23 protein-coding genes and 5 pseudogenes are annotated in these 24,367 nt (G+C 44.2%); 12 read left to right on the top strand and 16 right to left on the bottom strand.

Annotated features, from left to right (window positions below; translation table 11 throughout):
• The first annotated feature begins 37 nt into the window (after positions 1 to 37).
• Positions 38 to 520 carry a hypothetical protein gene (locus F973_RS04625; RefSeq protein WP_004760341.1) on the top strand — a complete coding sequence of 161 codons (483 nt, stop codon included), beginning with the start codon at positions 38 to 40 and terminating at the stop codon, positions 518 to 520.
• Between the two features lie 318 nt (positions 521 to 838).
• Here the strand turns inward: F973_RS04625 and F973_RS14510 are convergent.
• From F973_RS14510 to pncA, 4 genes and pseudogenes are all read right to left on the bottom strand, one after another.
• A protein-coding gene (locus F973_RS14510) for an IS3-like element ISAba14 family transposase (RefSeq protein ID WP_155756458.1) occupies positions 839 to 1,983 on the bottom strand; the annotation gives its coding sequence in 2 pieces (ribosomal slippage) (positions 839 to 1,719 and positions 1,719 to 1,983; 1,146 coding nt in all).
• Positions 1,984 to 2,062: 79 nt separating this feature from the next.
• Positions 2,063 to 2,392, bottom strand: a pseudogene (locus F973_RS04610) (YitT family protein); the annotation flags it as partial.
• A 216-nt stretch (positions 2,393 to 2,608) separates the two neighbouring features.
• On the bottom strand, positions 2,609 to 3,073 hold the full coding sequence (locus F973_RS04605) for an Lrp/AsnC family transcriptional regulator (protein ID WP_004760337.1): 465 nt from the start codon (positions 3,071 to 3,073) through the stop codon (positions 2,609 to 2,611).
• Between the two features lie 90 nt (positions 3,074 to 3,163).
• Complete coding sequence (pncA, locus tag F973_RS04600; protein ID WP_004760335.1) at positions 3,164 to 3,796, bottom strand: bifunctional nicotinamidase/pyrazinamidase; 633 nt, start codon at positions 3,794 to 3,796, stop codon at positions 3,164 to 3,166.
• A 268-nt stretch (positions 3,797 to 4,064) separates the two neighbouring features.
• Here pncA and dapA point away from each other — a divergent pair, with 268 nt between their 5' ends.
• From dapA to purC, 3 genes are read left to right on the top strand one after another with little or no spacing between them, the layout of a single operon-like run.
• Positions 4,065 to 4,958, top strand: coding sequence for a 4-hydroxy-tetrahydrodipicolinate synthase (gene dapA, locus F973_RS04595; protein WP_004760333.1), 894 nt, complete (start codon positions 4,065 to 4,067; stop codon positions 4,956 to 4,958).
• 15 nt (positions 4,959 to 4,973) lie between these two features.
• The gene (locus tag F973_RS04590; RefSeq protein WP_004679173.1) at positions 4,974 to 5,576 is read left to right on the top strand and encodes a hypothetical protein; all 603 of its coding nucleotides are present in this window, start codon (positions 4,974 to 4,976) and stop codon (positions 5,574 to 5,576) included.
• A gap of 36 nt (positions 5,577 to 5,612) precedes the next feature.
• Positions 5,613 to 6,332, top strand: coding sequence for a phosphoribosylaminoimidazolesuccinocarboxamide synthase (purC, locus tag F973_RS04585; protein ID WP_004679174.1), 720 nt, complete (start codon positions 5,613 to 5,615; stop codon positions 6,330 to 6,332).
• A gap of 170 nt (positions 6,333 to 6,502) precedes the next feature.
• Here purC and F973_RS15410 read toward each other — a convergent pair.
• The 5 genes and pseudogenes from F973_RS15410 to F973_RS04565 all read right to left on the bottom strand — a co-directional run.
• Positions 6,503 to 6,745: pseudogene (locus F973_RS15410) on the bottom strand (hypothetical protein); the annotation flags it as partial.
• 123 nt (positions 6,746 to 6,868) lie between these two features.
• Positions 6,869 to 8,143 carry a replication-associated recombination protein A gene (locus tag F973_RS04575; RefSeq protein ID WP_171062318.1) on the bottom strand — a complete coding sequence of 425 codons (1,275 nt, stop codon included), beginning with the start codon at positions 8,141 to 8,143 and terminating at the stop codon, positions 6,869 to 6,871.
• Between the two features lie 83 nt (positions 8,144 to 8,226).
• Positions 8,227 to 8,558 (bottom strand): annotated as a pseudogene (locus F973_RS15205) (hypothetical protein); the annotation flags it as partial.
• A 107-nt stretch (positions 8,559 to 8,665) separates the two neighbouring features.
• Positions 8,666 to 9,817 (bottom strand): PQQ-dependent sugar dehydrogenase, encoded by a 1,152-nt coding sequence (locus F973_RS04570; RefSeq protein WP_416201892.1) that lies wholly within the window; start codon positions 9,815 to 9,817, stop codon positions 8,666 to 8,668.
• A gap of 111 nt (positions 9,818 to 9,928) precedes the next feature.
• On the bottom strand, positions 9,929 to 10,381 hold the full coding sequence (locus tag F973_RS04565) for a YcgN family cysteine cluster protein (RefSeq protein ID WP_004760328.1): 453 nt from the start codon (positions 10,379 to 10,381) through the stop codon (positions 9,929 to 9,931).
• Positions 10,382 to 10,566: 185 nt separating this feature from the next.
• On the opposite strand from F973_RS04565, the gene F973_RS14500 reads away from it, so the two are divergent.
• From F973_RS14500 to ahr, 7 genes are all read left to right on the top strand, one after another.
• Complete coding sequence (locus tag F973_RS14500; RefSeq protein WP_004679179.1) at positions 10,567 to 10,725, top strand: DUF1328 domain-containing protein; 159 nt, start codon at positions 10,567 to 10,569, stop codon at positions 10,723 to 10,725.
• Between the two features lie 115 nt (positions 10,726 to 10,840).
• Positions 10,841 to 11,611, top strand: coding sequence for a dienelactone hydrolase family protein (locus F973_RS04555; protein ID WP_228127456.1), 771 nt, complete (start codon positions 10,841 to 10,843; stop codon positions 11,609 to 11,611).
• Between the two features lie 378 nt (positions 11,612 to 11,989).
• On the top strand, positions 11,990 to 13,027 hold the full coding sequence (mutY, locus tag F973_RS04550; RefSeq protein WP_004760325.1) for an A/G-specific adenine glycosylase: 1,038 nt from the start codon (positions 11,990 to 11,992) through the stop codon (positions 13,025 to 13,027).
• A 70-nt stretch (positions 13,028 to 13,097) separates the two neighbouring features.
• Positions 13,098 to 13,601 carry a M23 family metallopeptidase gene (locus tag F973_RS04545; RefSeq protein ID WP_171062316.1) on the top strand — a complete coding sequence of 168 codons (504 nt, stop codon included), beginning with the start codon at positions 13,098 to 13,100 and terminating at the stop codon, positions 13,599 to 13,601.
• A gap of 9 nt (positions 13,602 to 13,610) precedes the next feature.
• Entirely contained in the window at positions 13,611 to 13,856 is a 246-nt protein-coding gene (locus F973_RS04540; protein WP_004760321.1) for a hypothetical protein, read from the top strand.
• A 36-nt stretch (positions 13,857 to 13,892) separates the two neighbouring features.
• A complete protein-coding gene (locus F973_RS04535; RefSeq protein ID WP_004760320.1) occupies positions 13,893 to 14,447 on the top strand; it encodes a DNA-3-methyladenine glycosylase I in 555 nt (184 codons plus the stop codon).
• A 34-nt stretch (positions 14,448 to 14,481) separates the two neighbouring features.
• Positions 14,482 to 15,507 carry an NADPH-dependent aldehyde reductase Ahr gene (gene ahr / locus F973_RS04530; RefSeq protein WP_004760318.1) on the top strand — a complete coding sequence of 342 codons (1,026 nt, stop codon included), beginning with the start codon at positions 14,482 to 14,484 and terminating at the stop codon, positions 15,505 to 15,507.
• A 12-nt stretch (positions 15,508 to 15,519) separates the two neighbouring features.
• On the opposite strand, the pseudogene F973_RS15020 reads toward ahr, so the two are convergent.
• From F973_RS15020 to F973_RS04495, 7 genes and pseudogenes are all read right to left on the bottom strand, one after another.
• A pseudogene (locus tag F973_RS15020) lies at positions 15,520 to 15,753 on the bottom strand (IS982 family transposase); the annotation flags it as partial.
• A 143-nt stretch (positions 15,754 to 15,896) separates the two neighbouring features.
• Complete coding sequence (locus tag F973_RS04520; RefSeq protein WP_004760317.1) at positions 15,897 to 16,544, bottom strand: START domain-containing protein; 648 nt, start codon at positions 16,542 to 16,544, stop codon at positions 15,897 to 15,899.
• A gap of 93 nt (positions 16,545 to 16,637) precedes the next feature.
• Entirely contained in the window at positions 16,638 to 17,459 is an 822-nt protein-coding gene (gene dapB, locus F973_RS04515; RefSeq protein WP_004679191.1) for a 4-hydroxy-tetrahydrodipicolinate reductase, read from the bottom strand.
• Between the two features lie 115 nt (positions 17,460 to 17,574).
• Positions 17,575 to 18,678, bottom strand: coding sequence for a molecular chaperone DnaJ (gene dnaJ / locus F973_RS04510; protein WP_004760314.1), 1,104 nt, complete (start codon positions 18,676 to 18,678; stop codon positions 17,575 to 17,577).
• A gap of 145 nt (positions 18,679 to 18,823) precedes the next feature.
• Positions 18,824 to 19,201 carry a hypothetical protein gene (locus tag F973_RS04505; protein WP_004679195.1) on the bottom strand — a complete coding sequence of 126 codons (378 nt, stop codon included), beginning with the start codon at positions 19,199 to 19,201 and terminating at the stop codon, positions 18,824 to 18,826.
• 132 nt (positions 19,202 to 19,333) lie between these two features.
• Positions 19,334 to 22,462, bottom strand: coding sequence for an efflux RND transporter permease subunit (locus F973_RS04500; RefSeq protein WP_004760313.1), 3,129 nt, complete (start codon positions 22,460 to 22,462; stop codon positions 19,334 to 19,336).
• Positions 22,463 to 22,464: 2 nt separating this feature from the next.
• Entirely contained in the window at positions 22,465 to 23,565 is a 1,101-nt protein-coding gene (locus F973_RS04495; protein WP_004760311.1) for an efflux RND transporter periplasmic adaptor subunit, read from the bottom strand.
• A 153-nt stretch (positions 23,566 to 23,718) separates the two neighbouring features.
• Between F973_RS04495 and F973_RS04490 the strand changes: the two are divergent.
• Positions 23,719 to 24,341: pseudogene (locus F973_RS04490) on the top strand (TetR/AcrR family transcriptional regulator).
• Positions 24,342 to 24,367: the final 26 nt, after the last annotated feature.

Genomic DNA, 24,367 nt, shown 5'->3' with positions numbered 1-24,367 from the left:
ACTATAATCCTCTTTTTAAGTTTTCCAGCTTTCTATCATGAAACAAATTACTTCTCCTTTCTTTCAATCTTTTCTTTACCTTCTAGACAAAAATCAAATTGATGGATGGACATCAAACAAGATTTGGAACAATTTGAATCTTTCTAAAGAAGAAAAACAACGAGCTAACCAACAACAACTTTATAGACTTCTGAGGAAACTTGTACAACAAGGCCACTTACTTAAAAACATTCATTTAGATAATCCAAGACTTTCAACATTTATTGAAACAAAAAGCATGGATACTTTTAAAAAGCAATTTGATATTAAAACCGTAAAAAATGATGCGGGAAAACTTGAATTCAAGGCCAAACAATTAAAAGAAAAGCAAAAGATATATGAAAACCAAATCAAAGCTTCCGAACAAGCTCTTATAGACTTTCCAGAACTAAAAACAGATATTTTGAGAAGAAAAAACCAATTACTTCAAGATATTGAAAAACTAAAAGCTTACACTGATTTTTTAACATCATTGAGATAAAATGAAAGGTGATTTACTGAGTCTAAAGTTTCATTTCAGTATGAAACTTTATTACTCAACGTATAGTAAAAATTGAAGAAAAAATGATGTTTAGTATGAAACTTTATTTTTTCTTCAATTATTTACAGTTTATAAATATCAATTAGATAGAGCTAGGTTAGTATGAAACTTTATTACTTTCATACAGTTCGCCTTTCTTCTACCCTTTACCATCATTTTCAACTATAAATTAAGAATTTAAAAAATTTATTTTATGCAGAGGTGGTCCCACATGTTTGAACAACTAAAAGCTTATTTATAAGTGATATTCTGCTCTAGTTAAGCTACCTTATTTTGTTGTGGTAGCTGATCATAGTAAAACTCATTTGGTGTCATTTTGTCTAGACTCGAATGAGGTCGTTTCAAATTATAAAACTCAAAATATGCACTTAATTGCTTTTTCGCATCTGTGACACTGCTATAAGCTTTGAGATACACCTCTTCATATTTAACGCTCCGCCATAATCGTTCAACCATCACATTATCTACCCATCGACCTTTACCATCCATACTGATTTGAATGCCATTTGATTTCAATACATCAATAAATGCATCACTGGTGAACTGACTGCCTTGGTCTGTATTCAATATTTCAGGTGATCCATATTTTTCAATCGCTTCATTTAAAACCGAAATACAAAAATCCACCTCCATACTAATCGATACCCTATGCGCAAGTACCTTGCGGCTATGCCAATCAATCACAGCACATAAATAAACAAAGCCTTTTGCCATAGGGATATACGTTATATCCGTAGACCACACTTGATTACTGCGCTGAATAGCCAACCCTTTGAGCAGATATGGATATTTACGGTGAGCTTGATTAGCCCGGCTTAAATTTGGTTTGCAATATAACGCCTGAATACCCATTTTCTTCATTAAAGTACGTGTATGACGTCGTCCTATATGATGCCCTTGACGATTCAACAAATCACGCATCATACGACTGCCTGCAAAAGGATATTGCATATGTAATTCATCAATACATCGCATCAGCTTCAGATCTGATGAGCTAACAGGTTTTGGGCGATAATAATAACAACCACGGGAGACTTTCAGCAGCTTAGCTTGTTTAGATACTGAAATCTGAAGTGAGTCGTCGATTAACTTTTGTGGTTGAAGCGGCCCAGTTTCTTCAACACACCTTCTAAAAAATCAATTTCTAATGCCTGCTCACCGATTTTTGCATGTAGTTTTTTTAGATCGATGGGTGGTTCTGTTGGAGCTTTTGATTGATCGAAAGCTTGCGAGGAAGCTGAGATCAATTGATTTTTCCAGTCAATAATTTGGTTTTGATGAACATCAAATTCAGCACTCAATTCAGCAAGTGTTTTTTCTGCTTTAATCGCAGCAAGTGCTACCTTAGCTTTAAAATCATTTGAATGATTTCTTCTTGGTCTACGTGCCATAAAATACTCCATATATTGATGTTTATAACATCATTTGAGGAGCAGAATATCACTTATAGGAGTTGTTCAAATTTACGGATCCATCTCTATGGGGAATGGTTTCTGTAAACCCAGCCAGTAACGCCACCGCGACAAAGGTTTTCACCACAAGGGCCATACCCATCTTTTTATAGGCAAAATAGTAAAATGGAATATTGATCAGCAAAAATAACACGCCAAACTTGATGTCAGTGATGTAGTGAATCAACAACGACAATCCTGCCGTTCCACCTGTCATAATGCCTGCCTGCTGCAACAGGGTCATGGCAAACGATAAAATAAATGTTCCAATCAACATCGCCAGAGCATCCTCCACTCTTGAGTGTTGGTCTACCACAGGCACGGCTGGGCTTAGCAAAGACACATGTTGATCAGTATTCATAACGGTATAACTCAAGAAAGAAGACAACAGCAGGGAGAGCATCCTGAATATGGATGCGGATTGATATATTTGATCATTTTTATAGTTTTTACGCAATTTATTATTATATTTTTATCATAAATGCAATTTATAATTAAAATAACACATTAAAATACAAAAAGTTTGCGCTGTGATAGCGTTATCTTGACTGGCATTATAAGGGTAGCAAAGTATTTATTATTTAATCGCAATGCCATTTTCCTTTAATTTTTCTAAAACAATAGATGTATTTAAATTACTGACTCCAAAGTTACTGGATGACAATATGCCAATCAATTTCACCATTTCATCCAAACTCTTGACCGCAACTTTGAGTACAAAATCATAACTGCCTGTAAGTTTATGAATATCTTTAACTGCGGGCTCATGCAAAAGAAACTCAACAAAACGATCATGGGTTGCATCATTATAATTCTGCAATTTCACCTCAATAATCCCCATAATCGGCGTTGGGTCAGCATCCAGGGCAATCTGCGCATAATAGCCTGTGATAATTTTCTTCTGTTCGAGGTTAATCCGACGGCGTGAACACTGGGAAGTAGACAAGCCCACCAACTCAGCGAGTTGCTGATTGGCCAAACGTCCATTAAGCTGGAGGTGATGAATAATTTTGCGGTCAAAATTATCTATTTCTTCAGTCATAACACCCTCTATTACTATTCTAGTCCGCAAATACAATAAGGCATTTACTCGTGAACAAAAGTTTACGTTTTTAGCATGGCCGTCACAAGCCTAGGCAAGCAGGTTGGATGACTGTATCCGCTGAACCCCCTGCCCAGACATTTCCTGCCAGGCCTTTTGCAGTGAGCCATTCAAGTCAATCGCCTTACAGGCATCCTCAACCACATAGGTTTTAAATCCAAAATGTACAGCATCCAAAGCCGTCCATGCCACACAGAAGTCCGTGGCAATTCCAACAATATAAACGGTATCCACCTGATGTTCCTTTAAATAGCCATTGAGACCTGTGGGTGTCTTGCGATCAGCCTCCATAAAGGCGGAATAGCTATCAATATCTGGATGAAAGCCCTTACGAATTATCAGTTGTACAGTTGGAACATCAAGATCAGGATGAAATTCAGCATCATGGCTGCCCTGCACACAGTGTTTTGGCCATAGCACCTGCGTACCATAAGCCAGTTCAACCGTTTCAAAGGGCACTTTATCCTTATGGTTTTCCGCAAAGGAAATATGCTGTTCAGGATGCCAGTCCTGTGTCAGCACAACCGTATCGAACTGCTGCGCCAACTGATTAATCAATGGAATAATCTGGTCCGCATCGGCGACGGCCAGATTACCGCCTGGCGTAAAGCCATTTTGGACATCGACCACGATCAATGCGCTATGTCTGGAATGTTTCTGCATTTTATAATTCAACCTTAAGCTGCTGTTTTTACCTTACCCTGCTGCTGACTTTACCGCCACTGTTCTCTGAATTTTTATCGAGATGAATTAAAGTTTTCCACAGTTTGACTAAAGCATATTGTTCTTATGCGCTCGATCAGTCATAATTTGCATAATTGTCATTCAACCAAGCTCATTGCTGAATGACCAATCAAAATACTGCAACCATCCATTATTTCGTTTTTTATTCACTTCAAATTCGGATGGGAAAATAGGATATTTTTTTAAAATGACTCAGCTAGCACAGAATATTCAAGGCTCAATTGTCGCAATCGTTACCCCTATGTTTGAAGATGGTGGTGTGGATTGGAAGAGTCTTGAGAAGCTTGTTGAGTGGCACATCCAGCAAGGCACACATAGCATTGTCGCTGTCGGCACAACAGGCGAAGCCTCAACTTTGAGTATGGAAGAACATATCAAGGTCATTCAGGAAGTGATCCGTGTTGCCAATAAACGCATTCCGATCATTGCTGGAACAGGTGCGAATTCGACACGTGAAGCGATTGAACTGACTCAGGCAGCCAAAGATGTTGGCGCTGATGCAGCGCTTTTGGTCACGCCTTACTATAATAAACCGACACAGGAAGGCTTATACCAGCACTATAAAGCCATTGCTGAAGCGGTTGAAATTCCACAGATTCTTTACAATGTTCCAGGCCGTACTGGTGTCGACATGCAAAATGAGACAGTGATCCGCCTTGCTGATGTCAAGAACATCGTCGGCATTAAGGATGCAACGGGTGACATTCCTCGTGGCAAGGCACTCATTAACGGTCTAAATGGCAAGATCGCCGTTTATTCAGGTGATGACGCAACCGCATGGGAACTGATTCTGCTGGGTGCCAAAGGCAATATTTCCGTCACCGCAAATGTTGCACCTAAGCAAATGAGTGAAGTGTGTGAGGCCGCACTGGCGGGAGAACAGGCGAAAGCGCAAGACCTGAATCAGCAAATTGCAAATCTACACAATATTTTGTTTTGCGAATCAAACCCAATTCCTGTGAAATGGGCGTTGCATGAGATGGGCTACATAGGTACAGGCATTCGCCTGCCTTTGACCCCGCTTGCGGAACAATATCGTGAACCTCTTCGCAATGGTTTAAAAGTTGCGGGAATTATCTAATACGAGCAATTTATGATGCAATTACGTCTTGGTGTTGTCCTGGTCATTTCAGCTTTAAGTTTGGCTGGTTGTGGTCGTTTTGCCCTGAATAACCATTCTCTGGATTATAAAAAGGCGCAGGCACTTGAACCCCTCAAATTCCCTGACAATGCAACGGTCAGACCATTTACACCATTGTATCCAGCTCCTACGGTTGACGCGCTTGCCATCGAGCATGCGCCAAATTTTGTAAACAAGACGGGCAACCGTTATGCGCTTCCCCGTCCAGAGGCAATGCAGAGTTCAGGCAATCCTGCTGCAAGCACAACTGCGACTTTAGGTCGTCCACAACTGGTGATGGATGGCAACAAGAATCCACTGCTTAAGGTAGATGGACCAACCGCAACCGCCTGGCAGTATACCTTTGCAACCTTGAGCAGCCTCAACTACAAGGTGGTTTCACAGGCGGAGAATGGTTATGAGGCAACCATCAAGGTAGGCGACCAGAACTACCTGCTCAAGCTCTCTGCCGTAGGCACAAGCAACACTGTTGCCCTGTTTAAACTTGACACCACCTTTGCAGACCAAGCCACGGCAACGGAAGTGTTAACCCAGATTTACCAAAATTGGCCAGCCTAGTGGTTGACTAGGCATTTTCTAAATAAAGGTTCCCCCATGTTAAAACAAACCTTGCTCTATACTGGTAAAGCAAAATCTGTCTATGAAACAGATCATGCTGACCACCTGATTTTAGTCTTTCGTGATGATGCCTCTGCGTTCAATGGCGAAAAAATCGAACAACTAGATCGTAAAGGCAAGGTCAACAACCGTTTTAACGCCTTTATCATGGAAAAACTGGCTGAAGCTGGCATTGAGACGCATTTTGAAAAACTGCTTTCTCCAACTGAAGTGCTGGTTAAGAAACTCCAGATGATTCCAGTTGAATGTGTGATTCGTAACTATGCTGCGGGTTCACTGTGCCGTCGCTTGGGTGTTGAGGAAGGCAAGGAACTGACGCCACCAACTTTCGAATTGTTCTTTAAGGACGATGCGCTTGGCGATCCAATGGTGAACGAGTCTCAGGCGATTGCGTTGGGTTGGGCGAATGCTGAACAGCTTGAAAAAATGAAAGAGCTGACTTATCAGGTGAATGATGTGCTTAAGGCATTGTTCGACGCAGGCAACATGATTCTGGTTGACTTCAAGCTTGAGTTTGGTGTGTTCCATGACCGCATTGTACTAGGTGATGAGTTCTCTCCAGACGGTTGCCGTTTATGGGATAAAGACACCAAGAAAAAACTAGATAAAGACCGTTTCCGTCAGGGTTTAGGTGGTGTAGTTGAGGCCTATGAAGAAGTTGCTGCACGTTTGGGCATCAACCTAGATGATATCTAAGCTTTTATAGAGCTTAAGTTTTCATATAAAAAACCAGCCATTTAGGCTGGTTTTTTATTATCGGTCAATTGAACCTAGAACCGACTCGCCAATTGGTTTGAAATCTTGATTGCTGCATCATCCACATAACGGCTATACGGATATGCCAGCATAATACTCATGATCACGGTAAAAAGACTTGCCCATAGTCCCGCACCACTCAGGACAAAGAACACAAAAACCGCGCCTGTTCCTGAATAGAAAAATGCCAGCGGCGAGTTGTGCAACTGGGCGAAAAGAGCATATTGCGGAACCGCACTTTCACCAAAATTATGAAGTTGTGGAAAGAATGTCAGCGACAGGTGTGACAACACCACCGCAAGACAGGCAAGGCCCCGTATACTTTCCGCAGCATTAATTTTTTGGGTGGACATTGATGGAACTTTATCATCCGTGATAAACGGCGATGATGCGTTGTTTTATATGAAGTGTCTAGTATCACTATAAAAATATCTGTCCATTTGCCTGCTACATTATAGACCCAGACCAGCTCAGAGTTATTGCTGCTGCTGTTCCTGCTGCCAACGACGTTGCTGCAAACGTTCGCCCTCAACTTCACGCTTGTTTCTGGCAGATTCATACAGCTTAGTGCCTTTTAACTCAGGCGGCAGATATTCCTGCATCACAAAATGCTCTGGGAAATTGTGTGGATACAGATAATCCACGCCATAGCCCTGCTGTTTCATCAACTTGGTCGGTGCATTGCGTAAATGCAAAGGCACAGGCAAATTCGCTGTTTTATCTGCCAGTTCCAGCGCGCGATTGATGGCTAAATAGGTACTGTTACTTTTCGGGCTGGTGGCCAAATACACCGCACATTGCCCCAGAATAATCCGAGCTTCTGGCATACCCACCGCCTGTACTGAACGGAAACATTCGCCTGCCAGCAACAAGGCATTGGGATTGGAATTACCAATATCTTCTGAAGCGGCAATCAACATGCGACGGGCGATAAACACAGGGTCTTCGCCCCCCTTGAGCATGCGAGCCATCCAGTACAATGTTGCATCTGGATCACTGCCCCGAATCGACTTGATAAAGGCTGAAACAAGATCATAATGCTGCTCGCCTGACTTGTCATAACGTGCAATATTCTGCTGCGCCACCTTGACCACGATGGCATTGGTGACAATATTTTCAATATCGGGCTCAAAGGTACTGGCGATTAGGTCAATCAGATTCAGTGCCTTGCGGGCATCTCCTGCGGCAAACTGAACCAACGCATCATATTCCTCAATCTGGATATGCCGTTGCCTTAAAAATGAATCAGTTTGAATCGCCCTATTGATCAGGGTTTGAATCGCCTCTGCATCCAGACTATTCAGCGTATAGACCTGGCAACGGGACAACAATGCGCTATTGACCTCAAAGGATGGATTTTCAGTGGTGGCCCCAATCAGGGTAATTTTACCTTTCTCCACCGCACCCAGTAAGGCATCCTGCTGCGACTTATTAAAACGGTGAATCTCGTCAATAAACACCACAGGCGTGAGCAGATCACCACTTTCAGCAATCACTTCACGCAGCTCTTTCACGCCTGTATTCAATGCAGACAGGCTAATAAAAGGACGGTCCACCGCCTGCGCCAATAACAAGGCAATCGTGGTTTTACCCACGCCTGGCGGCCCCCAGAAAATAATCGATGGCAAATGTCCTTGATCAATCATCTGGCGCAAGGGTGCATGCTCACCCAGCAAATGATCCTGCCCGATGATTTCGGATAAATCACGGGGACGTAAGCGTTCAGGAAGTGGAATATGCGTAGCTGACATCATCAAGGGCTTTCTGCTGTTTTATCCTAGTCTATTGCGTCTGGCGCAAATCTACAATTTGAATCTGCATGCACTGCGTCATTCTATTGCGCACTGCTTGCTTCAATGAGCTGCTGCACCACTTCATAGCTGGCTTTAATCCTTGCCTCATTGGGGAAATTGGTATTGGCAAGCTTCACGAGGCCAATTTTTTGCTGGGGAATAAAGGCGACATGAGCAGCAAAGCCATTGGTGGCACCTGTTTTAACTGCTGCACATTGATATGGACATCCAGAAATTTCAGCATATCCGAGCTGGTGCTTTTTATGCCATCAGCTTCAGCATCAAACATGCCTGCTGACACTCGAATCGGCTGATCATTTTTATAGCCTCATGCATATTGCGATTGCTGCTGTTCAGGTACATGAATAACTGATGCCACGCACCTAGCCTATATGTTGTAAATTTTCAAAAATTCAAACACAACATATTGTGGTGAAAGTGCCCAAAAATGCACTTACTGCGTAACATCAGTAATTAAGTTTATTTGGCACTCAGTTTAAGTAATTTTGCTTTAGGGCCATCTTCAATCACCCAGATTGAACCATCCTGTGCCTGATGCAGGCCACGGATACGCTGTTTCATTTCCAGTCGCTGCACTTCCTTAACGGGTTTAGCATTTAGGTCAACCACAATAATCGCCTCGGATGATAAGCCACCAATCAGGGCTTTCTGTTGCCATAAGGGAAATTGATTGCCTGTATAAATCATCAGACTGGAGGGTGAAATGACAGGTGTCCAGTCAATCTCAGGTGCCTTAAATTCTGGATGGGTATGATGGTCAGGAATCGGCAAGCCTGAATAATGATCACCATTGGAGACAATCGGATAGCCATAATTTTCTCCTTTAACGATACGATTTAGCTCATCACCGCCTTTTGGCCCCATCTCCACCACCCAAAGCTGCCCCTGCGGATCAAAGGCCATGCCCAGTGGATTACGATGACCCAGTGACCAAATTTGCGCCGTGACACCGCCTTGCTGGATAAATGGATTATCTTTGACTGGCGTAGCATCGTCATTTAGACGCAGAACCTTACCTAGATTGCTTTGCATATCCTGAGCAGGATCAAATTTTTGTCGCTCGCCTGAACTGACCCATAATTTTCCATCAGGCCCAAACATCATCCGATGGCCGTAATGCCCCTGCCCTGAGACTTTCGGCACTTGTTGCCAGATGGTTTTTAAATCGGTCAGTTTTGGCTGTGCAGGATTGGATAAATCCAGCTTTGCCCGTGAAATTTCCGCTCCATAGCCATCCTGTCCTTTGCTGGCATAACTTAAATACAGCCAGTGATTATTCTGAAAATCAGGATGTAAAATGACATCGCCCAAGCCGCCTTGTCCACCATAACTCACCGCAGGAACAGCACTGACATTGACAATACTTTTGGTTTTTGGATCGAATAACTTTAATTGTCCCTTACGTTCTGTGATCAGTAGATGCTGGTCAGGCAAGCTGGTGATGGCCCACGGTTCATTGAACTGGGCAATCGTTTCAACACGATAGCTTTGTGCGATATTGTTTTGGGCACTTGTTTGTGCCGCGTCCTGTTTAGGAGTTCCTGAATTGGTTTCACTGGAACCACAGGCCAGCAAAAATAAAAAACTGCTGCACAGAAAAGGGGTTGCCATCCATTTAATCACTGTCTATCTCCCTGTTTATACGATTTATTTTACGGAGATTAGCCAGTAACAATGCTGTAGAAATGTTGCTTTATGCAATACCAACCGTTAAATTTGTGCTTAACGCACCCAGCGCACAATATAGTCCCCTATCTGTTCCTGATCGACTTCATTTTCGGGAATACAGCGTCCAGCGGCCGATTTCTTCGCCTTGATCACACTCTGGCGTGAGCCTGTGTTCAGGTAATGCCAGGAGGGCAGGTTTTTCCCATCCTTTAAGCGACGGTAAGCACAGCTTGGAGGTAGCCATGAAATGGTCTGCAAGCGTTCTGGTGTGAGTTGGATACAGTCAGGCACCCGTTGCTGGCGGTTTGGATAATCTGAACAGCGTGCCGTTTTACAGTCCAGTAATTTACATGCCACCTTGGTATAGGCCACCTCAGCAGTGTCCTCATCCTCAAGCTTGACCAGACAGCACAAACCACAACCATCGCACAAGGCTTCCCATTCAGTCAGGCTAAGCTGCTCAAGTGGGTAGTGTTTCCAGAAGTTTGGACGGAGTTCAGATGACATAGGCCGTTTTTCAGTTTCAGTTTGAGCTGATTATAACATTGACCAGACTTCTGATGGGCCAGCGCAGTGATCTGTTCATTAACAATTCTTTAACTATTACACATTCATACCACAGAAACAGTACATTTTATTCAGAAAAGTCAAGATATATTTTAAACATAACGAAAAATTGAGGAGATATTAATATGTTCCGTTGGGCTATTATTTTTGCAGTTATCGCATTAATCGCCAGCTTGTTGGGTTTTGGTGGTGTTGCAGGTTTATCTAAAGACTTTGCTGTGATTTTACTCGTGGTTGCCGTAATTTTGGCAATTGTTGGTTTTATTTCCAGAGGTCGAGTCTAAAAAAATTTTAGAGAGAATAAAAAAGAAGAATTTAATATTCTTCTTTTTTTATTGATAAAAATCATGTTTCTATTTATTTCTTCTCCAGCAAACCATTATTTTTATGTTTTAATCAATGCATTCTAACAATACAGATCAGGACAATAGAATGAACTTTGCCATCCATACCCGTGAAATTGAATATAGCGCTCCAGATGGCGAACGCCTTATTGGCTATTTTGCTGCACCTGTTACAGATGAACCTGTTGCAGGTGTGATTGTTGCACCTGAATGGTGGGGTCGTAATGACTATACAGAACAGCGCGCCCGTGAGTTGGCGGAGCATGGCTTTGCTGCGCTGGCGATTGACATGTATGGCGACAAGAAAGTTACTACGGATGTACCACAAGCCTCAGCATGGATGAACCAGACTTTTGAACAACCAGACACCATTGTCAACCGCGCTCAGGCAGGCCTGAATGCTTTAGCAGCACAACCAGGAGTCAATGCGGAAAAGCTGGCTGCAATTGGTTTCTGTTATGGCGGCAAGGTGGTACTTGATCTGGTACGTTCTGGTGCTGATCTCAAGGCAGTGGCAACGTTCCATGCCGTGTTGGCGACTGGCACTCCAGCAGAGAAAGGTAAGGTGAAAGCTGAGATTCTGGTACTGCATGGCGAGCTCGACAGCATGGTGACACTGGACGATGTGGCAAGCTTCCGTCAGGAAATGCATGACGCAGAAGTGGATCATGAAGTGATTATTTTTGAGGATGCCAAACACGGTTTTAGTAATCCGCTTGCTGATGAACGGGCCAAAGCCAATAATGTTGACTTAGGCTATAACGCCGAGGCTGAACGTCAGGGCCTTGAAGCCATGTATGAGTTACTGGATAGGTATTTAAAATAATCGGTAAATACAAAATTTAGGTTCTCGGAAATAGCTGCTAGTGCAAATCTGAGATCTAAAATTTTGAAAATATTTGCTCGTGCAAAGGCGGCATGGATGCCGCCTGTTTGGCTGCGGCATCAAGGATGTGCCGTCAGCCAAACAAAGGATTTTTGCTTACTTTTCATCCTTGAAAAGTAAGTCCAGCTGAAAGCTTATCCTAAAATTGGAGGAGTACTCGGCATGACTCCATTTAGAAGAAACTATACAGCCTCATAAGCCATACGAAATCAAATATAATTTGCGTAAGCGATGCCTTATTTTTGACGGGTCAAAAGTAACAAAACCCCTCTCCCCATTTCCGCTATACTACCCCTCTGCTTTTGATTGTTCTGATTCATGCCTGATTTTTCATTTTCTGACGCACTCCTGACATGGTACGACCAACATGGTCGCCATAACCTGCCTTGGCAAATTGCCGATAATCCCTACAAGGTCTGGGTCTCAGAAATCATGCTGCAACAAACTCAAGTTAAAACTGTTCTGCAATATTTTGATCGCTTTATTGAAAGATTTCCGACTGTACAGGATTTAGGCCAAGCCAGTTGGGAGGATGTTGCGCCTTATTGGGCAGGTCTAGGCTACTATGCCCGTGCGCGTAACCTGCATAAAGCCGCAGCCATTGTCAGTCAACAAGGTAAATTTCCAGAAACGCGGGAACAATGGATTGAGCTGCCAGGCATTGGTCGTTCAACTGCGGGTGCGCTGATGTCGCTGGGTTTAAGACAATATGGCGTGATTATGGATGGCAACGTCAAACGGGTATTATCCCGTTTCCTTGCCATCGAAGATGACCTGTCCAAACCGCAAAATGAACGCAAGCTTTGGGAAATTGCCGAGCAACTTTGCCCTGAACAGCGCAACCATGACTATACTCAGGCAATCATGGATTTGGGTGCAACGATTTGTACCCCGAAAAAGCCTTTATGTCTTTACTGCCCGATGCAGCAACATTGTCAGGCCTATCAACAAGGGCTTGAACAGGAACTGCCATTCAAAAAGGCCAAGAAACCCGTTCCTGTCAGAACGGCTGATGTGGTTGTGATCCAGTCGGGTGATGAATGGTTTTGGCAACAGCGTGAGGCACATGGGTTATGGGGCGGATTGTATTGCCTGCCGATCATTGAGCAGGCAACCGAATTACAACAGATTGAGCAGCACTTTAAGCTGCAAGCTCAAGTATCATCTTTGCAGATTAGCCATAGTTTCACTCATTTCACATGGGTGCTCAATGAAAAACTGTTCCACGTGGAACATGACCAAAAAGAACAGCTCAGCATTGAACTGAATGGAATATGGCTCTGTCCAGAAGCCGCGATTGCCAAAGGCATTCCAACGGCCATGAAAAAACTGATTACAGCCAAACAAAAGGCCTAAAACCTGCATGCTGTAAATTCGAACGCAAGGAGTTTGTGTGCGTTACCCGATTTGCTATACGGTTCTTGCCATGCTGATGCTGATCCTTTCAGCATGTACCACTGCACCAAAGAAACCTGCATCCTTGCCAAATGCACAGGTGAACAAACTTAAAATGATGCGTCTGGACAGCCGCCTGCCTGTTCCTGTCAAGGGGATCAGTCGCAATCAATTGCGTGATACCTGGGGTTCGGCACGCAGTCATGGTCGCAGCCATGAAGGCATTGACATCATGGCGGAGCGTGGCACGAAAGTGTATAGTGCCACTGAGGGCTTAGTGGCTGATTTACGTAATAATAATTTAGGTGGTAAGGTCATCTGGCTTCTTGGCCCCTCTGGTTCATGGCACTACTATGCCCATTTAGATGGTCATAAACGGGGGCTTAATGTCGGGGATTATGTTCATAAGGGCGACCTCATTGGTTATGTGGGCAATACAGGCAATGCCCGCCACACTGCCCCACATTTACATTATGGTATTTATTTAAATGGCAAAGGGCGTGGAGCAGTCAATCCATACTCATATTTACGTTAGGAACACAGCATGTCAGAAGCATTGATTGAACGACTGGTTAAATTTGCAGAGTCTGGAAATCAACAGAAAATCATCCTCAATGGTACAAGCTATCAAGGCTGGATTATGGAAATTACCGAAGATGCTCTGCTGATTAGCACAGGTTTTGCAGATAAATCAGGCAAGGACTTTTGGCTTAAATTTACTGATTTAACCACAGCGGAATTGTATTATTGGGATACCCGTCAAGATGACTGGGTCACATTCAAACTCTAAATTTTTCCCTGATAATAACAATAGGAAGCATCCAATATGACAATTCAACGCTGTGGCTGGTGTTCCTCTGATCCGCTCTATATCGCCTACCACGATAAAGAATGGGGCAAGCCCGAGCATAATGAAGCACAGCTGTTTGAGATGCTGTGCCTTGAGGGGCAGCAGGCGGGATTGTCATGGATTACCGTATTGAAAAAACGTGAAAACTACCGCACACATTTCTTTCAATATCCCATCACGCAGATTGCCACCCTCAGCGATGAGCAACTGGAAAATAAGCTTAGCGATTCAGGCCTTATCCGTCATTTAGGCAAATTAAAAGCCATTCGTGATAATGCCCTGGCATGGCTCAAGCTTAAGAATGAGGTGGATGATGTCTCCACTTGGCTTTGGAGTTTTGTTGACCATCAAACACCAAATAACGATGTCATTCATTATCGTGATGCACCTGCACAAACCGAAATCAGTCAAAAACTTTCAAAAACACTGAAAAAACGTGGTTTTAAATTTGTTGGTCCCACAACGTGTTATGCGTTTATGCAAGCGGTAGGAATGGTCAACGATCACGAAAATCACTGTCATTTTAAATAATACGAATTTATTTTGCTTTCCAAGGAGTTATCGAATGAGCAATAACCAAATTCGTGCTTATGCTGCAATGAAAGCAGGAGAGCAATTGGTTCCTTATCAATTTGATGCAGGTGAATTAAAGCCACATCAGGTTGAAGTTAAAGTTGAATACTGCGGTTTATGTCACTCAGATTTGTCTGTGATCAATAATGAATGGCATTCATCCGTTTATCCTGCTGTCGCTGGACATGAAATTATTGGCACAATTATCGCACTCGGTTCAGAAGCCAAAGGACTGAAACTTGGTCAACGTGTTGGCATTGGTTGGACAGCTGAAAGTTGCCAAGCATGCGATCCTTGTATTGGTGGTCATCAAGTTTTATGTACCGGTGGCAGCGTTGCGACTATCGTTGGTCATGCGGGTGGCTTTGCAGAAAAAGTTCGCGCAGGTTGGCAATGGGTCATTCCTCTACCAGAGGGTTTGGATCCTGAGAGTGCAGGACCATTGCTTTGTGGCGGCATTACCGTGTTTGATCCTTTACTTAAACATCAGATCCAAGCAACACATCATGTTGGTGTCATTGGCATTGGTGGACTGGGACATATCGCGATCAAGCTGCTCAAGGCATGGGGCTGTGAAATCACAGCCTTTAGTTCCAATCCAGACAAAACCGAAGAGCTCAAGGCCATGGGCGCAGATCATGTGGTCAATAGCCGTGATGCGCAGCAAATCAAGGCGCAACGGGGCAAGTTTGATTTATTACTCAGCACCGTTAATGTAACGCTGAATTGGCAGGCTTATTTAAGCACCCTTGCACCCAATGGCACCCTGCACTTTTTAGGCCTCACGCTTGAACCTGTGCCTGTTGGTGTGGGTTCACTGATTGATGGTGCCAAATCCATTACAGGTTCACCGACAGGCTCACCTTTGGCCCTGCGCCAACTGTTAAAATTTGCGGCCCGTAAAAATATTGCCCCACAGATTGAACTTTATCCGATGTCGCAACTGAATGAAGCGATTGAACGACTGCATTCAGGGCAGGCGCGTTATCGTATCGTGCTCAAGGCAGACTTTGATTAAAGTGAATTCGGTTTAAGCAGATTTTAATTCAATCGGTTTTAAAATCTGCTGAATCCCAGACTTATATCCATTTACAAGCATCAAAGCATATAATGTTAAAGCAGCAAATATTGTAGTCAGTAGCCCTATTTTTGATCTGTGGCGAGTATGTTCAAGATCAAACTGGCTTTCCATCAGATGAAATGGAGCTGCAATCATTCCTCGTTTTCTTAATACTGCACTATCAAAAGCATCCAGGGATTGGGGCGGTGTTGGCAGCGATTGGTTTAATCTTGGTGTTTTTATCCAGATCAAATTATCCACCAAGGCAGATTCAACATTACAGCAATGTCCTCAGAGTTAAATGCCAATAAAAAAGCCTGATTGAATCAGGCTTTTTACTCTTAGATTTATTTAAGCAATTCAGGCAAATGTGCTTGTGCATAGAATGGATTATTCACTTCTTTCTTCATTTTCATCAGCATTTGATACGGTTGCTGCTGCACAAACATATTCACAAAACTCAATGGAATCGAACCTGCTGGGTCGGCATAACCACTAGTCATAACTTTAACCTTATTATTGGCAAGTCTTTGGAACGTCCAATCTCCTGTATATTGATTCAAACGAATCACATCAGGCTGTTCAGGATAGTTATTTTTAATGGCATTGTTTTTAATACTAATACTGCCATCCGCATTTTTACTCATTTTCCCTTTTATCACCACATCGCGATCTTTTAATGGAAAAGGAAAATCAAGCACCATATATAACGTGAACTCACCCCTCTTCTCGTCTCGAGATAATAGTTGAGCCTTACCCACATAAGGAACCCATTGTGGGGTGCGTTCAACATCTAGAACTACGGCTACAGCCCGTTCTAATGGCACATCAAAAGTTGTTTCTGCTTTGTACTGAAAGACAGGATTATTCTCTGTCTGATAGGTCCAGACTTTAATGTTATTGCGGTTTAGGCTTAGTTTGGCTGCGTCTGTTGCAGCCGTGGCTGTCAGGCTGGTGATACTGAGAAGTGCGGCAACAATATGTTTTTTTTTCATGTCATGCTCAATTTATTTTAATGGTCGTGAGTGCCTGTTTCACCCCTACAAATGGAGGCTCGCCAGGCGCTGGATAGTGCGAAAATTGATGTGTTATACCTGAATATCGTTAAAGCCCAGAACATCTTTCATGTCATATTTACGAGCTTCACGTCCCACTACCCAGGCGGCTGCACGTACTGCGCCTGAAGCAAAGTTCATACGGTTGGTGGCTTTATGGGTGACTTCCACACGCTCCCCTTCACCAATAAACATCACCGTATGCTCACCGACGATGTCACCTCCACGAATGGTTTCAAAACCAATGGTCTGGCGATCACGTGGACCTGTATAGCCCTCACGACCATACACCGCCACTTCCTTGAGGTTACGGCCCAAGGTATCAGCAATTGCCTCACCCATCATAAACGCGGTGCCTGACGGCGCGTCCACCTTATGACGGTGATGTGCCTCAATGATTTCAATATCAACGGTATCACCAAACACTTTTGCCGCCAGTTCCAGTAATTTAATGGAAACGTTTACACCCACAGAATAGTTCGCGGCATACACGACTGGTGTTTGTGTCGCCGTTTCATCCAGAAATGCTTTCTGTTCATCATTCATGCCTGTGGTGCCAATCACCATGGCCACACCCGCTTCACGGCACAGTTTCAAGTGCTGTTCGGTGGCGGCTGGTGCAGTAAAGTCAATCACCACATCACAGTCTTTTAAAACTTCACTTAAACTTCCCACCACCTTGATGCCCAGACTTCCCACACCCGCAAGTTCCCCTGCATCTGCACCCACCAAACTGCTTTCTGGACGTTCAACAGCTGCTGCCAGTTGGTAGCCTGCTTGTTGTACTGCTTGAATCAGAATACGCCCCATGCGTCCGCCTGCACCCAAGATTCCAATGCGTGGAGAAGTTGACATAATTTTTTCCCAGTCTTTTATTTAAACAATTCCGCTACTATAGCAAAACTCTGTGCCTACGCTAAAAATTTCCCATAAAAAAACCTGCCGCAGCAGGTTTTTCTGTTGCCGTCTATTAATCAAATAAGCGATCAAAGAATGATTTTTTCTTTGGCGATGAAGCATGACCATCACCATCAAAAGACGCTTGCAGCTCTTTCAACAATTCACGTTGGCGACTGTTTAAATTCACAGGTGTTTCTACCACGATACGGCACAATAAGTCACCGACCATGCTGCTACGTACAGGACGAACACCTTTACCACGTAAGCGGAATAGCTTACCTGTTTGAGTACCTTCTGGGATTTTTAAGCTGACACGACCATCCAGCGTCGGGATTTCGATTTCTTTACCTAATGCAGCATCTGCAATACTGACAGGCACATCCATATACAGGTCTGCACCGTCACGTTGGAAGACTTCATGTTCACGAACTACGACTTCAACGTATAAATCACCCGCCTGACCATCACGAATCGCTTCACCTTTACCTGTTAAGCGAACACGATCGCCATTGTCCACACCTGCAGGAATAGTGACTTCAAGCGTTTGCTGGCGGTCTGCAACGCCTGAACCATGACAGGTGTTACATGGATTCTTGATGATTTTGCCTTGACCGCGGCAAGTACTACAAGTTTGTTGAACCGAGAAGAAACCTTGCTGCATACGTACTTGACCAGCACCATGACAGGTACGACAGGTTTCCACATCATTTGGATTTTTCGAACCCTTGCCATCACATGTTTCACACGGCGCTGGTGCAGTAAAAGTAATCGTTTTTTTCACGCCTTTGACTGCTTCTTCAAGCGTCAATTCCATCACATAGCGGAGGTCTGAACCACGGCGCTGGCGTTGTTGCTGGCGACCACCACCACCGAAAGCACCACCAAAAATATCACCAAACTGGCTAAAGATGTCTTCCGCACTAAAACCACCACCGCCACCGAAACCACCCTCAAAGGCACTATGACCAGCACGATCATACATGCTGCGTTTTTCGCCATCAGAAAGTACTTCGTAAGCCTCTGCTGCTTCTTTAAACTTTTCTTCCGCCTGAGCGTTATCTGGGTTACGATCTGGATGATACTTCATCGCCAACTTACGATAGGCTTTTTTAATCTCATCATCACTTGCGGTTTTCGAAACGCCTAAAACCTCATAATAATCACGTTTAGCCATGGTTGGCGATGCTCCTCACGGAATTTATTCAAACTTGAAAAAACAAATAGGCTCTGCTGACATTTTATTTCTAAAGTCAACAAAGCCTTAATAGGGCCTGTACAATACGTTTACAAGAGTGATTGTGATAAAAAAAGCGATAAATTTAGAAAACCGCTTTATTTCTAAAGTATCTGGCAATACCTTTCAGCCATGCATTCAACAGAAATAGCCATGCAATCGAGCTAAACACCACACCCACAACCGTCATGGCGGTCACCCAGAGGGCGCTGTTCCAGACAAAAAAGAACAGTGGAATAAACCACAGGGCAGCAAAGAAAGCCATCAGAATAAACAGCAGCACATTACGCATAATCCACAGTGCATGCGCGTGTATCCATACTTCAGCATTATTCGCAGTCGCAACTTTTCGTGCCAGCAGATACGCAAACACTGCAAACACGATTGTAAATAATGCAAGAAACATGAACACATAAGATATCGCCACATAGCGGCGATGCTGCTCAATACTGTCTTGCCCCATGCTCTAGATCACCTCATTCACCGCATTTTGCCAAAACAGTCATGCAATGAAATTCAATTATTTTTTGGTCTTAAAATATAGGTGCTACTATATTAAAATTTTCAATATTTCGCACCTTTATTCACAAAATAATTACGATAGATGTGTTGCTTTCTTGACCTTAAACCACGCCGCATAGAGTGCAGGCAGGAAAAACAGGGTCAACAGGGTGGCTACAATCAAGCCGCCCATAATCGCAACCGCCATCGGACCAAAGAAAATACTGCGTGATAATGGAATCATCGCCAGCACCGCAGCCAGGGCCGTCAACACAATCGGGCGGAAACGGCGCATGGTGGCACCAATCACCGCCTCCCACGGTTCATGCCCCGCCTGAATGTCCTGCTCAATCTGGTCAATCAGGATCAGCGAGTTACGCATGATCATGCCAGACAGGGCAATGGTTCCGAGCATGGCCACGAAACCAAACGGTTTATTGAACAACAACAGGAACGCCACCACCCCAATCAGGCCAAGCGGTGCGGTCAGCAAGACGATGGTCGCGCGAGACATGCTACGCAACTGAATCATCAACAGGGTCATGACCACCGCAAGGAACAGTGGCATACCTGCATTCACAGAATTTTGACCTTTGGCCGACTCCTCAACTGTACCACCCACCTCAAGTAAATAGCCATTTGGTAAATCGGCACGTAGAGTCTGCATCTTTTCCGCCAATTGCTGAACCACTGTTGCAGGTTGTAAATGGGTACGAATATCCGCGCGAACGGTAATCGTCGGTAAACGATTACGATGCCAAATTAAACCTTCTTCAAAACGTGACTCAATTTTTGCTATTTGTGCTAGAGGTACAGTGGTTCCTTTGGTGGTTGGCACGGCTAAATTTGCTAACGAAGCCACTTCGACACGTTCTGACTTATCACCACGTAAACGAATTTCAATGAGTTCACGTTTTTCACGATATTGATTCATCACCGCGCCTGTCACTGAGGCATTGAGGAAATTGGCCAGATCAACACTGGAAACGCCCATTTGACGCGCACGGTCCTGATCAATCTCAATGGCAATAATCTTGCTTGGTTCACCCCAGTCCAGATGTACATTAGTGGTGTTTGGGTCTTCGCTCAGCACTTTAGCCACTTTCTGAGCCTCTGCCCGAACCGTCGCCAAATCTTCACCTGAGACCCGATATTGCAATGGATAACCCACAGGAGGGCCATTTTCCAATAAGGACACACGGGTACGCACCTGAGGCAACAACTGCTTAATTTGTGTCTCTAAAGAACGGCGGATTTCATCACGGTCATCCAGAGAAGAAGCCAAGACCACAAACTGGGCAAAGCTGGCCTGTGGCAATTGTTGATCTAAAGGCAGATAGAAACGTGGTGAACCTGTGCCGACATAAGCGACATAATTATCAATCCCTTTTTGTTTGGATAGGAATTGTTCTACCTTATGTACTGCTTGTTCTGTCGCCGTTAGGGAAGCCCCTTCTTCCAGCTTTAAATCCACTAAAATTTCAGCACGATTCGATGGGGGGAAGAATTGTTGCGGTACCAACTTAAACATCGCAACAGACAACACAAAGATACCCACCGTAATAGCAATTACCGTTTTACGATAGGTAATACAGATTTCCACCACATTACGGAAAGACTGGTAAAACCTGGATTGATAAGGATCGTGATGCGTTCCATGTGCCTCGACCACAGGTTCAGGTTGCTTACGCAGTCGCGCCCATAGGCGCAGATACCATGCCGCTTTCTGCTGTTGTTTGGTGAAGTCTGGCAGTAGCTTCTCACCCAGATAAGGTACAAACAATACCGCCGCAATCCACGACACAATCAGGGCAATGGTGACTACCTGGAAAATAGAACGTGTGTATTCACCTGTTCCTGACTGCGCGGTGGCAATCGGCAGGAAGCCTGCCGCGGTGATCAAGGTACCTGTGAGCATTGGAAAAGCTGTGGTTTGCCATGCAAAACCTGCGGCCTTGAGTCGACTGTAGCCTTGCTCCATTTTGATCGCCATCATTTCCACGGCGATAATGGCATCATCGACCAACAAACCCAGCGCAAGAATCAATGCGCCTAATGAGATTTTATGTAAGCCAACGTCAAATAAACTCATCCCAGCAAAGGTCATTGCTAAAACCAATGGAATCGACAATGCAACAACAAGCCCTGTACGAAAACCGAGTGAGAAGAAACTGACCAATAAAACGATAATGACCGCTTCAGCTAAAACTTTTAAAAACTCTTGAATACTACGTTGTACTGCAACAGGTTGGTCTGAAACTTTTTGCAGTTTCATGCCCAAAGGTAAGCTTTTTTGTAGACTGTTAAATTCGGTTTCTAAATTTTTGCCCAATGCAATGATGTCCCCACCTTTACGCATGGACACCGCAATGCCAATCCCATTTTCGCCCATAAAACGCATACGTGGCTGCGCAGGCTCACTAAAGCCGCGATAGACCTCAGCAACATCACCAAGTTGAATGGTTTTATCACCCACCAATAACGGCATTTTTTTAAGGTCATCGACACTATGTAAGTGTCCGCTAACTCGGATTTGAATACGGTCTGTGCCTGTTTCAAAGAAGCCCGCACCTGCCATGTCATTCTGCTTTTGAATCGCTTCCTGAATGGCTGTGACAGGGACGCCAAGCTGCACCGCCTTGGTATTGGACAGCTCAATCCAGATTTTCTGGTCTTGTAGACCAACAAGATTCACCTTGCTGACATCCTTGACCCGTTGCAATTGTAGTTGCAAACGATCGGCATATTCTTTCATTACCGCATAGTCAAAATCTTTGCCCGTCAGGACATAGATATTGCCGAAGGTATCGCCGAACTCATCATTAAAGAACGGCCCCTGCACACCGCTTGGCAGTTGCGAGCGAATGTCATTGACCTTTTTACGCACGTTATACCAAACATCAGGAATTTCACTGGAACGATAAGAATCCTTGGCGATAAATGTCACCATAGATTCCCCAGGCCGTGAATATGCCCGAATATTTTCATATTGCCCTGTAGTCATCAGTTCTTTTTCAATGCGATCTGTCACCAGAGTTGCAACTTCCTGTGCGGTTGCGCCTGGCCAATAGGTCTGCACCACCATCACTTTAAAGGTAAAAGGTGGGTCTTCGCTCTGTGACAGCTTGGAATAGGACATCACCCCAACAATGCCAAGTAACAGCATAAAATACAGAACAATGCCCTTATTCTTCAGCGCCCATTCTGAAAGGTTAAATTTCATGCTTAACCTCCCGCTTTTACCGTGACTTCACGATTATCACGGTCTACAGGATGAATTTTTTGCTGATCACGCAACAGGTGCACACCACCGACCACAACCCAATCTGAAGCTTTTAGACCTGAAAGAATAGGCACACTGTCACGGCCATAAGTTCCCAAAGTCACAGGAACTTTACGTAAGGTTTGATTGGCATTGACCACCCAGACATAAGCTTGTTGATCATTGGCAGTGACGCTGGATAAAGGCACGCTCAGGACATTGTTTTCATTTGCCACAAAGAACACTCGTGCGCTTTGTCCAAGTTGAATCGTGGACTGTCCCTCAAGCAGGGAGACCTTGACAGTAAATGTACGCGACTGGTCAGCGGCTGGTGAGACCTCACGGACTTTTGCGGCAAAACGTGCTTCTGGCTGAGACCATAAGGTGACCCAGGCAGGCTGCCCGACTTTAATGGTACTGACTGCCTGTTCAGGCACACCAAACACCACCTCACGCTCCCCATCAATCGCCAGTTGATAGGCAGCCTGCCCTGCCGCCACCACCTGTCCTGTTTCAATATTGCGTTGGGTAATCACCCCATTTTTATTGGAGACCAACTGGTTATAGCCTGTTTGGTTAGAGGAAACCTCATAGTTTGAACGGGCCTGTTGCAGTGTTGCCTGTGCCGACTCATACTGGTTTTTAATAGCATCAAATTGTGAACGGCTGACCGCATTGACAGGCAAAAGTTGTTGATAACGCTTATATTCTTCCAATGCAATTTTTGCGGCGGCCTGTGCACTGTCCAGTTGGGCTTTGGCCGCATTCATTTGCAACTGGGCATCTTTCACATCCAGTTTTGCCAACACCTGCCCAACCTTAACCCGATCTCCAACATCGGCATAACGTTCGGTAATCTGGCCCCCGACACGGAATGCCAGTGCGGTCTGCTGTCTGGCCTGCACATCACCTGCATAGCTTTTCTGGTCAATATGGTTGCTACTCGGCTGCGTCACCATGACATAAGGAATTTCCTCAGTTCTGGGCACCTCTTTCTGACATGCGCTGAGGATGACACTACTGACAATGACTAACCCCAATATGATACGATTGATCTGATTCATCTATTTTGCGCTCTTATTCAAATTGATTTTTAGGGCGTGATATGGGCATTATCATAAATTGTTTAATTTTTAATTAATATACTCATGAGTACATTAAATAAAAATTAAATCTAGCAACCTGATTTTTTAATTGAATTAAAAGAGAACGATAACGTGCAGACAACCAGTGGTCGTCCCAAAGATTTAGAAAAAAGAGCCAGAATTTTGCAGGCTGCAAAATCTATTTTTCTAAAAATGGGTTATCACGCCACCAGCATGGACCAGATTGCCAAAGAGGCGGCTGTCACCAAACTCACGGTGTACAACCATTTCTTGACAAGGCCAATCTGTTTACCTGTGCGATTGAGGAGAGCTGTGAGGAGTCCATTCGGGCAAAGCAGTTTGAACTCACACCTGAGTCCGACTTTAGGCAGGCACTATATTTAATGTGTCAGCGTGCCTTAAGCATTATTTACCTGCCTGAAGCGATGAAGCTGGATCGGGTGCTGTTTGAACTTGCCGCTGAACAAAGTCCACTTACACAACAATTTTTTGATGCATCACATAGCCGTATGGGCAATGTCTGGTGTGGTTTTTTTGAGCAGGCCATCACACTCAACTTTATTCAGGCAGATGATCCCCTCAAACAAACCGAACTGATCGTGGCGCTGATGCTCGGCACACGTCATCACAAGGTTTTACTGGGTCTGGATTCGGTGCCAACCACGGTTGAAATTGAGCAGATGATTGAACAGGCCATTGAACTTTTTTTGCTTAAATATCAACCTAAATTTTAAAGAAATTTCACATTTCCTTACGTTCT

The sequence above is a fragment of the Acinetobacter sp. CIP 102129 genome (assembly GCF_000368305.1).
GTDB classification, from domain to species: Bacteria; Pseudomonadota; Gammaproteobacteria; order Pseudomonadales; family Moraxellaceae; genus Acinetobacter; species Acinetobacter parvus.
The sequence above is the reverse complement of the archived record's forward strand: the minus strand, read 5'-3'. Positions and strand labels throughout refer to the sequence as shown.